We start from the raw sequence: 13817 nt of genomic DNA, 5'->3' as shown, positions 1-13817 counted from the left end.
ATCGCTCCTCTCTTCCGTGCAAACCTACACGACTTTAATTCGCTTTTGCCCAATCAAACTTATGTGGCACTCGGTTTTGTTCGCCGTAACCATCCGTCTCGCGTTCAGAAGCAAGCGCTTCGGTCGGACAGGCGACAACGCATTTCAAGCAACCCTTGCAATATTGGTAATCGATCCCCTGCAGGAACATTTGCGGACGACCCTTCTTATCCGGCTGCTCCTCCCATACGAAGCAGAAGTCCGGACACGCGGTGTCGCAAGCTGCGCAGTGGATACATTTCTCATCGTCGAAATGCGGCATCATGCCTTGTCTTGAAATACTGATATCCTTCAGCACACTGTTTCCGGGATTGATGATCATCCCGCCCATAGGCTGCGTCTCATAGCCGAGTGAAGGAACATCCCACCGTGTCGGCTGCGGCATGCTCTCGCCTTCGGCAAGCGAGTACGTCTGGAACTTCACTTCATCGTAACCGCGCTGGAACGTTCGCAGCGCCGGCTCGACAGCCTGCGGATATTTCTTCTCCAGCGACTTTCGGATAATTCCTTTCATATGCTCAAAATCCAGGAAGGTGCAGAGTCGGAATAGACCCCCAAGCATTGCCATGTTCACGCGATTGTTCTCCTCGAGTGAAATGCTTGTAGCATCAACAACAGCAAGTGTACCAGCGGACAAGTTCATTTTCTGCTTCAATTCATCGGTTGTTTTACTAGAATTGACCAGCACCACGCTGTCTTCATAGATCCCGCTGATGACATTCACGGTCTTGGACATATTCTCGTGAAACACCCCAACGATATGAGGGCGCTCTACCGGTGTCGTGTCGCGGATATTCGTCTCCATATCGCAGAAGCGAATATGCGCCTTTACCGGCGAGCCCTTCTTCTCTGATCCGTAAGAGGAGAAACTGACCCCATTGAAACCGCTTCCAACTACGCCCGCTTCAGCTAACATCTTTCCGGCCAAGTTAGCGCCCAATCCACCTATTGATTCCAATCGAATTTCAAAGAATCCAAGATCATTCTGTTTTGGAAGTACCGCCACTTGCTCCACTCCCTCCGAATTAACTGAATACTTATATAATTCACAACTATCAGTATATCACCACGAGGAATTGACGAATAGCGTTTATTTCCAAAACAGGAGTGTTCAAACAGTAATACAGGTGAATGTCCGGTATGCTGTTCTAGTACAGCTTGTCCGAATTCAATAAACAAAGCTAGCACAGCAGCTGTTCATTTCCGACATGGACAACCCTGCATGCTCGAATTATGGCCTCGAATTGCGGCGTTGATAGTGCCGTAATTCCTTCCAGCCGATCTGTTTGATTCCCTCGTAATGCATCACATCTTGTACTTCTTTATCGCGAAAAATATCCATTTCCATCCCGCGTTTTAGCGGTTCCGAGTGAAACGCGGTCAACTCGTCAGTTACGAGCGCCGGGTGTATGATCAGTTCGGATACGCCGGGCTTTAACCGTTTCAGCAATGCAATCATTTGCGACTTGAACTGTGCATACGTTTCACCTAGCTTTGAATGAAACGGCAGTGCTACGAGATAATCAAGCACGACGACTCCGCGCCGATCTGCTTCCGCAGCATGTTTAAGCGCCTGCAAGGCCAGCTCCGGAGGCGCCGGCGAACCCGATTCCAACTGCAGAAACCGAGGAAGTCGGAAAGGCAGCCCATATCCCGCGCATACCTCAAACACTTCCGCCAGAAAATGCCTGCCCGTCTGCAAGCCATACAAGCTTCCCATATGGTTATCCGCGTGAGTCACGTTAACGCCCATCTGCAGTGCCATCTCCACTTGAGCGATCAGCTCCTGCTTCACCTGCTCCCCGTCAGCTCTGCGCTCGAACGATTTGGAATCCCGATGAAAATACCCTTCACCCGTTACTAGCGATTCCGTTGATCCGCCGCGGTAAACCGGTCCCCACTTCATCACATCCCATTCGCTTGTCAGGGTGAAATGGACGCCGACATCCAGGAGCGAATGGCTTGCACTCCATACGGCTGCTTCTCTTGCCCAGGCGCAAGGCATCATAATCGTAGATGAAGAGACAATCCCGCCTTCAAGAAGCTTCTGAATTCCTTTATTGCTGGAGTGACACAAGCCATAATCATCCGCATTAATAATTAACAAGCGATCACTCGGTCCGTAACCCAGCAGCTCTGCCGTACTCTTCATATGCATGCCTCCCCGCCTTGCTTCAGCATGAATGTTCCGGTCCACCGAAATTGCACATGTTCATGTTATCTATATGAATAAAACAAGGCCGATCATTCTCCACAAGCGGAGATAGATCGGCCTTACATGTCCTCGCGGTTTAACTCAAGTGGCGACGGAACACCTTCATTAGCTCTTCATGCCAGCGATCAATCCAATCGCATACGAATGCAGCACGTTCGACCTGATCAAGCCAGATTTCATCGGAATCCATCCCCTCGTATAACCTGCCGGCAAAATGAAGCCAAACATCGATCATCCGAAGCTTAACTAACGCAGGCAGCATCAGCACTTCTTCCTCCGTCAGCTTCGCCGCTCTACCATAACCGCTGCAAAATAACGCTATGCGCCTGATGGCTTCTTCATGGTCTTCACTTGGAAACTCGGCTAACGCAACAGCCAGCTCCATCACTCTAACATCGATCGTGCAAAATTCGAAGTCCAGCAAACCCGTTACTCGTACGCCTGCTGCCACTGCGTTGGTGAACACAATATCGCCATGTATCCATTGCTGCGGCAAGCTCGCTATTTTATCCCTTAATACCATTAATTGTTCCCGCTCTAGCTGAAGCGACGCCAGCTTCTCACGACTGTTTAAGAGGCGCTCAGAACGTTCACACAGCCCTATAAGGACTTCTTCCGACATAGAGCCGTGGTTTTCATCGAGCTCGTAGTAAGGTTTATATTGGGGTACGATTTCCCCATTGACGTTTACAAGCGCCAGCGCCTGCGAGAGCTCTCCTGCCGCATTGCCTAATCCGAGCAGATGTGAATCGAGTTCTGGCGTCGGCCTATTTCCATTAATAAAGTGATATAAGGCTGCCAGCTTGCCACTCGAGCCCTTTGTAATCGTACAACTTGAGCGATTAAGCACCGGCAGAGGTACTTCAAAGGACAGCTTCTGTCTCTGGAGCTCATCCAGAATTGCATGCTCCGTACGAATAAGCGCTTCGTCACGGTGGTTCTCATAGATGCGGAGCACGAACTTCTCTGAACCGGAGTAAACCATGCGAGTCGTATTGTTCATCCCGCTTTCTTCCTGTACGATCTTCCGACTCGGATCAAGCCGATATGCATGTAAGTATTCGGCTAATTCGCCCTCATTGATTTGACCCATGTCAGCCGCTGCCTCCTGTTGGTTCCCTTCCCAATCCCCACTGCTGTTACATCTAATTTCTTTGCCTGTCGCAAACAACGTTATTCGGCATTCAGTTTCTCCAGCCTGCCGGTAAGTGTTTGCTGCCAACTTGCCGACAACTCCGTAATGGCAAGCAATGCAAGCATGCCGGCCTTGTCCTGTTTATCGATATGCATCACTCGGTTCGCTTCTGCAATCGTAATCGCTGCCGGATGCCTGCTCGTCAGAAGCAGCTTGTCCCCCAGCTTGACATGACCTTCCTTTATCACGCGCAAGTAGAACCCGGTATAACCGTTCCTCTGCACCTCATGTGGAAGCTCAGGCAATTGATGTTTCATTCCGAGCTTGTAGCAGGGCTGTCTCGGCTGGCTGACTTGGACCACGGTTTCACCTACGCTCCAAATATCACCGATACATACATCAAGCTCTGTTAGTGCGGAGACAGTGAAATTTTCACCGAAAGCACCTGGGAGAACCTCGCGCTGCCAGCGTCCTCCCCAATATGGGAAATGTTCGGCCGAATACACGCAAACGGCTTTATCTGCTCCGCCGTGAAAGACAAGATCGCCTTGCCCATCACCTTCCAGCCCGGTACGGGTGAGATAAACAGGCTGTGTTCCGATCGGCTCCTTATTGATGCCCGTGCTTATATCTTTCTTCCCGAATTGTACGGTTTCCGGCAGCCCCGTATTAAGCGAGATCAGTGTTCCAAGCTCCATCCCTGCTCCTCCTTCATCAACAACGGCATATTACAACGAATTATAAGCTGGAATATGGGAGCCATGCAAACCTTAATGCCGTTAATAGTAGCAGTTTTGACATGATTTCCCTTATTCGCTCAACTTGTTACAGAACGTGTCGAAAGCGCACTTTTCGTGTTGTTTCATGCGCTTCCCCGGGAAATAGTTGCGAGCATTTGGGGAAATATTTTCCGATGACAAGATTATTATTTCCCCATGCTCCATGCTGTATTTTAATTAATCGAAGGTTGGATATCTAATGTTGCGGGAATTTTCTTTCAATTCTGATACATTCATCGATCGACCTTCGGCTGAACCGAATGGAGCCTACAACTTTGAACGGCAGCTTCTTCAGCAATGCTCGGTATTTCCACTCGATTAGCAAGCCGCCGATCAACGCTGAGAATGCCAAGTAGAGAAGGAGGACAGAATCCATGTATGCGAATGCTGCAGTTGCACTTATCGTAAGCCAACTGAGTGCGATCGCATCCACATAGATCCCATATGCACCGAGATTCCATGGTCCCTTCAGCTTCGCAAGATTCCTATTCGTTATTTCCCCATAGAGCTTAGCTCCAATAGGTAGTGCCAGTGCAACATGGAGCGCTCCTACACTTATTAAAATCAGCTGTTGAAGAGTGTATTGCGGAGTCACTGCGCCTGCAGACAGCGATTTGAGCACCAATGAGCATACGCCTGCACCTATAGATACGGCCAGAACCGCACGAAGCGGCGTACGATAGAGCACTGAAACGGCTGAAAGCCTGCCTGAGTAAGGCGCGGCTTCATCTCTCGCCATGGCAAATAACGTACGAGAAGCTGCTGCCATTGAGGCATTCCCATTCATCCACACGAACGAAACGATAAGCAGCAGAAGGATCGCGTTGCTTAGCGCTCCCCATTTGGTCCACAAGGTCACGAACCAAGTACTGATGTCCGAATAGGCGGTCAGCCCCTCGCTCCCGAGCGGAAACCACATAAACAGAAGCACGAATAATATGAATCCGAATAATCCAAGCATGACCGATGAGAAGAAAATGGACCACGGAACGATAATCCGAGGGTCCCTCGTTTCTTCTGCCATCTGCCCTGCAAAGTCGCTGCCCAGTAAGAGCCGCTGCAGCATCAGCATGCCGATAATCAGTACAGGTTCGGTATTACCCGCAATTGGGTCCGTGCCGGCCAACATTTGAAATGGATAGTTAGCCGGCCATGCTGCAACAACTAAGAAAAAAAGGATAGCAATCCATAAAAACAGCTGCAATCCGGTCGAAATGCCTGCGATTTTCCCTAACGCGTGAACCCCTCGTATATTCAGAAGAGCTTGCGTAAGAAACAGCACAATCAGGAGCGCATAATACAACTCCCCGCCGCCTGCATACCCTAACCGCTGCTCCATCACTTTATAAATCCAATCTGCCAGAAGCAGATTAGTCGTTACTAGCATGAAGATCGTGCCTAGCAAATGCAGCCAGCCCGACCACAAGCCCATTCGCCGTCCGCCGGCCGATAGCGCCCAATGATAGCAGCCGCCTGCGGTAGGCACGGCAGAAGCAAGTGCCGCAACCGAGCTTGCCGTTACGATGCCAAAGCAGGTTAGGACTGGCCAACCGATACCGATGACCGCAGGGCCCCCTTCAGCTAATGCAGGACCTATAAACAGGACCGCTCCGCCGATAAACGATAAGGATGTAAAGGACAGCCCAAACAAGGATAAACCGCCGAGATGCCGAGTAAGCTGTTGTGCGAATCCGATTCCGTTCAGATCATGCTTATCTTGCATATAGCGCACATAAGGCGAGTAGTGATGCAAGGATTGGTGCATGGACCGCTTAGCGCCGCGTTCCGCAGTCCGTGCAAGGAATAGGGAGAGACCACATGCACATACGACAATCAAACAACCTGCCCACAGCAAAAACAATGTCTCCACCCCCATACTTGACTCTATGAGCGTGACAATCCCATCAGCACAACTAAAAAATCCGCCTGCATGGAAGCTGCCAGAACGGATTGGACCTTGCATGATTATTCGATTAGAGGGTCATGCTCAACCTTGCAATCCTGTTTCTTCAAGCTGTTCAATACATGACACTTCACTCGCTCAATATCAAACGGCTTGGTGAAAAACGATTGCACGCCCAGCTGTTTCGCAGCCTCCATTTTGAGGGGATCGCCGAATGCGGTTATCATCGCAACCTGCGCATGTTCGTTCCATCGACGAATCCCTTGCAGTGCTTCTATTCCGTCCATATCCGGCATCTTCAGATCAAGCAATATGAAGTCAATCGCCGTTGAACGAACGGTATCAATCGCAGCAGCACCATTAATCGCCTCATAGACAGTCAAACCTTCAAGCTCGAACAATTCCCGCAGCAGCATTCGGATTGCCGACTGGTCGTCAATGATGAGAATGCTGCAAGTCGCCAAGTTATCACTTGTATCCGTTTCGGCATCCGCTGTCCGTTTACGCTCTTCTGAAGCTTGCTGAGCATTGAATGGATGCAGTTGGCTTGGATGGTCGCTGACAATGACTGGTTTATTATTCTCGCGCTGTCTTCGTCTGATCATTGTGAAAGTCAGAATAAAGCATATTGGCAGCAATATGAGAACATAAATCATAAGGATCTCCTCTAGTACAGTTAATTGTTCACATCCATTCGGCCAAGTGGTCCGTTCGGATTAATGATATCGCTAAGGTCATAGACGGAAATCGGAAAGTACGGAAACCCGAATGCATAAGGAGCAAGCTCATACAAGGCAAAATAGATGACTAGCGCACGATCTGCAATGTAGAAGGGTTGATCCGGCCGAATGGCGTTGAACGGCTCTAAAGTGGCGATTTGTCTCTCATCGATTTGAGCCTTGATGATATCGGACAGCCTGCCGACATAATTACTGCCTGGTTTGAAAAGCTCAGACAGCGTGTATGACTTGCCTGAACCTGTATCGAACGTAAGCGACTCCTGAAGCGTTAGCCCATGAGCCCCGCCCGTAAAGGCATAATTAAACAGCGATAAGCTTAGAACGTCCTTCTCGTTCGTCTTGATCTCGAAATACCCTTGCATATCGGCGCGCGGATCCTCAAGCGAGCCTTGATTTTGCACAAGCTCACTTACTGTTCTGCGTATTTTACCATTAATCGAATTGCTTGCCGCTGTGTTATGAAGTCCGCTTACGACCGGAACCCAAAGCTCGGCTTTTGGGAATGTGACACGGGAGGCATGAATGACGGCCGGAAACTGGAATGCCATGATGGAACACCTGCCTATTCTAGGTTAATGCTCCATTGTATGCCGGTTCCTATTTAGATGACTCTTCTCATCTCATGCCATTCAATGCCCCCGTGCGTAGATGCCGAAACGGCTGCATATTCAAACCCGAGACCTTCATAGAAAGCAATCAAATGTTGTTCACACATGAGAACGATTGAAGCGAGCCGATCGGATTGGGCTTGCTCTATAAGCGCTCTCATAAGTGCAGTTCCGATGCCGCTGGATCGATACTCGGGAGCGACTGCGACGGACAGGATAACGAGGTGGTTTCCACCGGTTTCGGCACTGTGCGCACTCTTCACCGCATCGCTCTCGCAGCTGCTTTCATCTGTGCGAACACCGCAGGAGAGGCCGATTAGCTCGTTGTTCTGCCAAGCCGACCAGAAATAGCCCGGGAAATGCTGTTGTCTGAACGCAAAAGATTCCCTCGTTGCCGCGGCTTCTACGGAATAACAAGCGAGCTCCAGCTTATGTGCGGCATCCAGTTCCGTTTGGTCAATTGGCCGAAGATCATAAGTAATGGAAGTACTCACAGCAGCATTTTCTCCCGCTCCGTCATTCTTCTTCCCTTGATATCCAGCACGATCTTCCCGTTATTCAAACCGATAATCCGATCCGCGAAGCGTTCTGCCCAGTCACCTTGATGCATGACCGCAACTACCGAGATCCCTTGCGTCTGGCACATCTTCTTCAAGTCTGCCAGCACTTGCTCAGCCGCATGCGGATCCAAGCCGGATACCGGTTCATCAGTAAGCAGCGTCTTGGCACCGTGGACCAAAGCGCGTGCCATCGCAATACGCTGCTTCTCCCCACCGCTCAGCTTGTCGCCCTTCTGATGCGCCTTCTCGAGCAGTCCCATCTTCTCGATCATATCCATGGCACCCATGTAGTCATCGCTGCGAATCATGCCTGTCACTCGCCGCCAGATCGGCGTTTGATGCGACGTGCCGATGAGCACGTTCTTAAGCGCGGTCCTTTTGGCAATTAGAGTCGGCTTCTCTTCCAGGTATGCGATTTCACGGCGGATTTTCATTTTGCCGAGCAGACCTTTTTTGAGAATATCGACGCCGTCCACGATGTAGGTTCCGCTGCTCCACGACTCTCTCATCGCTAAGCATCGGAGAAGCATGGACTTCCCGCTTCCGCTTGCCCCTTTGATGGCGATGAATTCACCGGGATCTATGTTAAAGCTGATCCCGGATAGCACCTTCGGCCCGCCGGGAATTTGTTTGGATAATTGATCGACTTTTATCATGAGTGGCGCTCCTTTATGCATGCATTTGCTATTGAATTCGCAGAGTTCTATGTAAGCTATTAATCTAGTTTAAGTTAAAAAAATAATAGTTTCCATACGAACAAATGTTTGCTATAATAAAAACAAGAACACACGTTCTAAATTCCCGCCAATTGTGAGGAGGCTAACCATCATGAATAACTGTGAAAACTATCGATTTATCGAAACGCATCGACCTTTCCGGGATCTAACTTTTAAGTTTTATTCCAACGGCTCCTTGACTATTATCGACAACAGTGCTGAAGAGGTTATTAGCCCCCGCGAATTGAAAGGGGCCAGCTATGACTTCTATGTTCGCAAGAGAATCGCTTATATTAAGCAGGATCTCACTGCGAAATTAAATAAGTATGCTTAACATCTCACAGTCTCTATACTTGTTCGCAGTTGCCCTCTGATTTCTGACTGCTGACCGTATAGAGACTGTTCCCTGTCTCTTCCCTGCCGTATATTAAGGCAGCTGTTTGTTAATGCCGTTTAAGCTGGACGGTCTGCTTGCGAATTTATCCAGCTTCTTTAATGTGGAAGTATAATCTTTTCCTTCTAATTCACTACCACGGTTTCTCGAATTGCTGTTCCGATTTGTTGGCATACATCATTCACCTCCACCTACAGTATTTGTAAATCTTCCCAGTACTATTCGATTTGACGGCGAATCCCAAGATGCGGTAGATTGAATCTACACAGCGAAATCATCTGGGGAAGGAGCCGTGCCTAAGATGAAACAAAGTATTTTATTCGATCTCGATGATACGCTAATTTACTGCAACAAGTATTTCTACTTCGTTATTGATCAATTTACGGATCTCATGTCAGACTGGTTCAGAGGTTATGGAATTTCGGCTCAGGAAATTCGTGACAAGCAAACCGAAATCGACATTGCCGGCGTACATCTATCCGGCTTTAAGAGCGATCACTTCCCACAATCCTTTATCGGAACGTATCAGCATTTCTCCGATCTGCTGGGTAGAGCATTATCCCCTGTAGAGGTAGACATGCTGTGGAAACTAGGAAGAAGTGTTTATGAACATGAGGTTGAGCCTTATCCGTTCATGGAAGAGACGCTCGACGAACTGGCCTCGAAGGGGCATGAGCTGCATCTTTACACCGGTGGGGAAATGTTGATCCAACAACGCAAAATCAAGGAGATGCAGCTGGAGCGGTATTTTGGCCCGCGCATCTATGTGCGTTCAATGAAGAATGTCGAAGCGATGGAGAACATTCTGCGCGAAGGCAAATTCGATCGCAAGTCGACTTGGATGATCGGCAACTCCATCCGTACTGACGTCATACCCGCTCTAACTTCGGGCATACACGCTATTCACATGAAGACGGATTCCGAATGGGCGTACAATATTGTCGGTATTGATGTGGAGCCTAAAGGCGCATTCTTCACCCTGGACCAACTCCGCGATGTTCCGACAAGTATTCATACTTACCTGAACCAGCGCGGTCCTAACTAACGGCACACATGAAGAGGCTTGTCCCGCACAAGAGTCATTATTGACTCCTGTGAGGACAAGCCTCTTGTTCATTATTATGGGGCTGGTACAAATTCTACTGCTCCGGTTGTGTTATTCGTTAAGATCAGTTTGCCTGACTCGCTGGTACCGTCTTCCTTCTTAAACGTGGAAGTACGCGTTGCGCCGCTAACAGCCAGCGCCTTCGCCATAGCTGCCGTGACCAGTCGTCCCTGCTGTTCTTTCCAGATGACGAAAGTACAGCCTTCCCTGAAACGCAAACAGCCATAGCCGCGTTTACCTTCCACAAGCTCACCGCCGCAGCCCGGCCGCGGACAAGATGCAATCACCTTCGGCGTGTTTGCTGACGGTTCCGGAGATGCTGCAGGACGTGTAGCTGTTGCAGCACGGGTTGGGGAGCTGCTGCTTCCAGTCGTTGAAGTGCTTGCCGACTTCGAGCGAGATGCAGCTGCGCTCCTAGCAGGAGAGCCCGAGCTCGATCCGGCCTCCGCTGACTTCGCTGCCTTCCCCTTCGAAGAAGACCTCGTGCTCTTCTCGCCCGAAGCAGAAGCTTTCGCCCCTCTGCCTCTGCCCTTAGCTTCTCCGCCCGCTTGCCCCGGCTCCTCGAAAAGACTAGCATCCGCTTGGCGCTGATGCTTCACTTTGCCGACAATCATCTCGGCAAACTGCTTCACCTTTGCAATGAACTGCTCATCCGATGCTTCGCCCTTCGAGATCTGATGGAGGCGCTGCTCCCATCGGCCCGTCATTTCCGGTGAAGCGAGCAGTTCAACGCCGGCGCCGCGAATGAGCTCGATGGCTGCGCAGCCCTTCGTCGTGATATCGAGCCGCTTGCCTGTAGGCTTAATATAACCGACATACTTGAGCCGCTCAATCGTCGCCGCGCGAGTTGCTGGCGTACCCAGCCCCGTCTGCTTCATAGCATCTCGAAGCTCTTCATCCTCAATCGCTTTGCCGGCACTCTCCATCGCTTTGAGCAGCGTGCCTTCCGTATACGGCTTCGGCGGTTTCGTCGCCTTCTCCAGTGCATCAGCGCCGTCACAATGGACGGCAGCATCGGGATCTACCGAGAATGGACGATCGGTTTCAACGAGATCATCCTCTTGTTCGTCCGGCGCATCGTCGGATTTCTTCTTCGACTTGCTCTTTGCTTTGCTCGCGTTTCCGTCATCCTGATCGCCTAACACGACGCGCCAACCGTCATCCAGCTGTTCCTTGGCACGCGTGCGGAACTGCTCCTCTTCTACCTCTGTCAACACTTCATGATTGTTATACACAGCGGGAGGATAGTAATGAGAGAGGAATCGACGAACGATCATATCGTAAATGTGCTGCTCTTCCGTGCTTAAGGTGCCAGGACGCTTAGGCGTCGGCAGAATTGCATGGTGATCCTCGACCTTAGCCGGATTACAGACGGCTTTGTTGCCCTTATGCACCCTGCTGCGATCCGCACCGTTAGCCAGATCACCGTAAGACGTTTGTTTTAGCATGTTAAGAACATTGCCCATGATGGAAAGGTTCTCTTCCGTCACATAGTTGGAGCTTGTCCGTGGATAGGTAATTACTTTATGTTTCTCATAAAGGGATTGTGCAATATCGAGCGTTTTCTTCGCCGGATAACCATATCTGCCATTCGCTTCGCGCTGCAGCAGTGTAAGGTCGTAAAGCCGATATGGATATTCCTTCGACTCGGTCACCGTATAGCTGACAATCTTAGCCGGTTTCCCGGACACCTTCGCAGCCAGCGCTTCAGCTTGCTCGCGCTTCGTTATTCGATCTCCTTGCCAGACGCCTTTATACGTAAAGTCGCCCTGACTGAATGAAGCTTGAACGACGAAATACGTCTCACTGTCAAAAGCCGTAATTTCTTTATGCCGATCATACAGCAGCGCTAATACAGGTGTTTGTACGCGTCCGACCGACAGGAGCGTTTTGTGGCGGATGGTAAATGCCCGCGAAGCATTCATGCCAACCAGCCAATCCGCTTCACTTCGTGCCTTCGCCGCACGTGTCAGATCATCGTACTCCTGATCGCTGCGCAGCCCATCAAACCCCCGGCGAATCGTCTCCGGCGTCAAATCGGAAATCCACAGCCGATCTGTCGGCTGCGGCATTTTCAAATATTGCCGAATCAGATGGAAGATAAGCTGACCTTCACGCCCGGCATCGCATGCGTTAACAAGCCGGTCACAGCGCTTCGACAGCTCGCCAATTGTAGCAAGCTGATCCTTCGTCCTCGCATTAGGCCATAGCTTAAAGCGATCCGGAATGATGGGCAAATCCGCTTCATTCCATCTCTTATACTTGGGGTCGTACTGATCCGGCTCTGCGAGACTGACCAAATGGCCGATTGCCCACGTAATAATGTAGTGCTCGCCTTCCAAATAAGCGCGTTTGTTCTGCGCCTTCGGCTCCACGACTGCGGCGATTGTCCGACCCATATCGGGTTTCTCTGCGATAATCAATGTTTTCAAGCAATCGCCTCTTTACCGTTCGTTAACCGACATAATCTGACGTTTCATCGCTTCCAAAATCGTCCGAACGCCTTTCGACCAATTGACGTCTTCGGCATATTTGGTATTGATCCAAGTGAGTGCGTCGATATCGTCAGGTCTTCCTTGACTTTTATGTACAATCGTATTGCTCGCGATCTTCGCAGACTCGCTGATTGTTGTATTGAACTCTTTCCAGCTGTGAAACACATTAAACGGATTGTTTGCGATCTTCTTCGCATCTTTATGCGACTTCGGGACAAAAGCCTGTTCTTGTCCGGTTATCGCAAACAGCAATAGCGGATGGATATCATGATCCTTAGCCGCATTAACAATAGTACTGAGGTACGGCTCCTCGGCAAGTAAAGACGATTTCCCCGCCAAATACTGTACGAGCCGTTCTTTATTAATTTCCACATACCTCAGCTCACCGGGAAGCTCATTCTTATACTTCTGAACGACCGCGTCGGGCGGCTGGGAAACCGGACGGCTCACTACCAAAGGTTGTCCTGTCTTAACAGGGATGGCTGCAGGAGATGTTGGCGGTTGTAGGGTCCACCAGCCGTAGAACAACGTCGACATGCTTAACGCCACCGTAAGGAACATATACGTACTCGGCTTGCTCCTGCTGCCAATACGGCCATTACGGATGCCAGGAAGCGTGATAATCTCTGCCACTCGATCCGGCATGCGATAATAGCCTGCCACAGTACCGACCACCGCATCCCAAGCTTCTACTTGCACATCGGGAGAGTTCGCAATATGAATGCCTTCTTCAACGATGCCTTTGAACACTTCAGCCTCGATCGTCACGCCAAGTCGCTGTTCTACCCACTCGTGCAAGGCATGGAAAAGCTGAGGATCACGATAATCGAGCCTCAGGCATGCTTCAAAAATATGCTTCTCATGAACGGGAACTTGCTTCCGAACCGCAATACTCCGCAGCAACTCAGTCGAAACGCTCATCTTATGAACCTGCGGAAAATCAGGCAATTGTCGCAGGACGATACGCTGCATCGCATCCGCTACAATCTCGGCTCGGCGATCACTAGGCAAGTCACCGTACTTATGCTGGACATAATGTCTGATATTATGGATATCTGTCGGCGTAAGAACCCCTGCAGCTGTGGTGCGCAATCGAATCTCCTCCCACCAAGAAACGATAACCTACAG

The 13817-nt window shown here is 50.1% G+C and carries 14 protein-coding genes; 2 read left to right on the top strand and 12 right to left on the bottom strand.

The window, feature by feature from the left end; translation table 11 throughout:
• Nucleotides 1–34 precede the first annotated feature (34 nt).
• From BLW29_RS26770 to BLW29_RS26730, 9 genes are all read right to left on the bottom strand, one after another.
• Nucleotides 35–1045 (bottom strand): 2-oxoacid:acceptor oxidoreductase family protein, encoded by a 1011-nt coding sequence (locus BLW29_RS26770; protein WP_090985443.1) that lies wholly within the window; start codon nucleotides 1043–1045, stop codon nucleotides 35–37.
• A gap of 225 nt (nucleotides 1046–1270) precedes the next feature.
• Nucleotides 1271–2191, bottom strand: a complete 921-nt coding sequence (locus BLW29_RS26765) for a polysaccharide deacetylase family protein (RefSeq protein ID WP_090985442.1) — start codon at nucleotides 2189–2191, stop codon at nucleotides 1271–1273.
• Between the two features lie 139 nt (nucleotides 2192–2330).
• On the bottom strand, nucleotides 2331–3347 hold the full coding sequence (locus BLW29_RS26760; protein WP_090985440.1) for a phosphotransferase: 1017 nt from the start codon (nucleotides 3345–3347) through the stop codon (nucleotides 2331–2333).
• A gap of 80 nt (nucleotides 3348–3427) precedes the next feature.
• The gene (locus tag BLW29_RS26755) at nucleotides 3428–4087 is read right to left on the bottom strand and encodes an MOSC domain-containing protein (protein WP_090985438.1); all 660 of its coding nucleotides are present in this window, start codon (nucleotides 4085–4087) and stop codon (nucleotides 3428–3430) included.
• Nucleotides 4088–4364: 277 nt separating this feature from the next.
• A complete protein-coding gene (locus BLW29_RS26750; RefSeq protein WP_177186837.1) occupies nucleotides 4365–6029 on the bottom strand; it encodes an amino acid permease in 1665 nt (554 codons plus the stop codon).
• A 104-nt stretch (nucleotides 6030–6133) separates the two neighbouring features.
• On the bottom strand, nucleotides 6134–6727 hold the full coding sequence (locus tag BLW29_RS26745) for a response regulator (protein WP_090985434.1): 594 nt from the start codon (nucleotides 6725–6727) through the stop codon (nucleotides 6134–6136).
• Nucleotides 6728–6747: 20 nt separating this feature from the next.
• Nucleotides 6748–7359, bottom strand: coding sequence for a DUF3298 and DUF4163 domain-containing protein (locus BLW29_RS26740; RefSeq protein ID WP_090985432.1), 612 nt, complete (start codon nucleotides 7357–7359; stop codon nucleotides 6748–6750).
• Nucleotides 7360–7412: 53 nt separating this feature from the next.
• Complete coding sequence (locus tag BLW29_RS26735; RefSeq protein WP_090985430.1) at nucleotides 7413–7913, bottom strand: GNAT family N-acetyltransferase; 501 nt, start codon at nucleotides 7911–7913, stop codon at nucleotides 7413–7415.
• Nucleotides 7910–8635, bottom strand: coding sequence for a phosphonate ABC transporter ATP-binding protein (locus tag BLW29_RS26730; RefSeq protein ID WP_090985428.1), 726 nt, complete (start codon nucleotides 8633–8635; stop codon nucleotides 7910–7912). Before BLW29_RS26730 ends, BLW29_RS26735 begins: the two co-directional genes overlap by 4 nt.
• Before the next feature lie 172 nt (nucleotides 8636–8807).
• Here BLW29_RS26730 and BLW29_RS26725 point away from each other — a divergent pair, with 172 nt between their 5' ends.
• The gene (locus BLW29_RS26725) at nucleotides 8808–9029 is read left to right on the top strand and encodes a hypothetical protein (protein ID WP_090985426.1); all 222 of its coding nucleotides are present in this window, start codon (nucleotides 8808–8810) and stop codon (nucleotides 9027–9029) included.
• A gap of 93 nt (nucleotides 9030–9122) precedes the next feature.
• On the opposite strand, the gene BLW29_RS31560 is transcribed toward BLW29_RS26725, so the two are convergent.
• The gene (locus BLW29_RS31560; RefSeq protein ID WP_177186836.1) at nucleotides 9123–9263 is read right to left on the bottom strand and encodes a hypothetical protein; all 141 of its coding nucleotides are present in this window, start codon (nucleotides 9261–9263) and stop codon (nucleotides 9123–9125) included.
• Between the two features lie 127 nt (nucleotides 9264–9390).
• Here BLW29_RS31560 and BLW29_RS26720 point away from each other — a divergent pair, with 127 nt between their 5' ends.
• Nucleotides 9391–10134 (top strand): HAD family hydrolase, encoded by a 744-nt coding sequence (locus BLW29_RS26720; RefSeq protein ID WP_090985423.1) that lies wholly within the window; start codon nucleotides 9391–9393, stop codon nucleotides 10132–10134.
• 74 nt (nucleotides 10135–10208) lie between these two features.
• Here BLW29_RS26720 and BLW29_RS26715 read toward each other — a convergent pair whose 3' ends face one another.
• Complete coding sequence (locus tag BLW29_RS26715; RefSeq protein WP_090985421.1) at nucleotides 10209–12626, bottom strand: DNA topoisomerase 3; 2418 nt, start codon at nucleotides 12624–12626, stop codon at nucleotides 10209–10211.
• Nucleotides 12627–12638: 12 nt separating this feature from the next.
• Nucleotides 12639–13781 carry a hypothetical protein gene (locus BLW29_RS26710; protein WP_090985418.1) on the bottom strand — a complete coding sequence of 381 codons (1143 nt, stop codon included), beginning with the start codon at nucleotides 13779–13781 and terminating at the stop codon, nucleotides 12639–12641.
• Nucleotides 13782–13817: the final 36 nt, after the last annotated feature.

This window comes from Paenibacillus sp. CF384 (assembly GCF_900106745.1).
Lineage (GTDB): Bacteria > Bacillota > Bacilli > Paenibacillales > Paenibacillaceae > Paenibacillus_Z.
The sequence above is the reverse complement of the archived record's forward strand: the minus strand, read 5'-3'. Positions and strand labels throughout refer to the sequence as shown.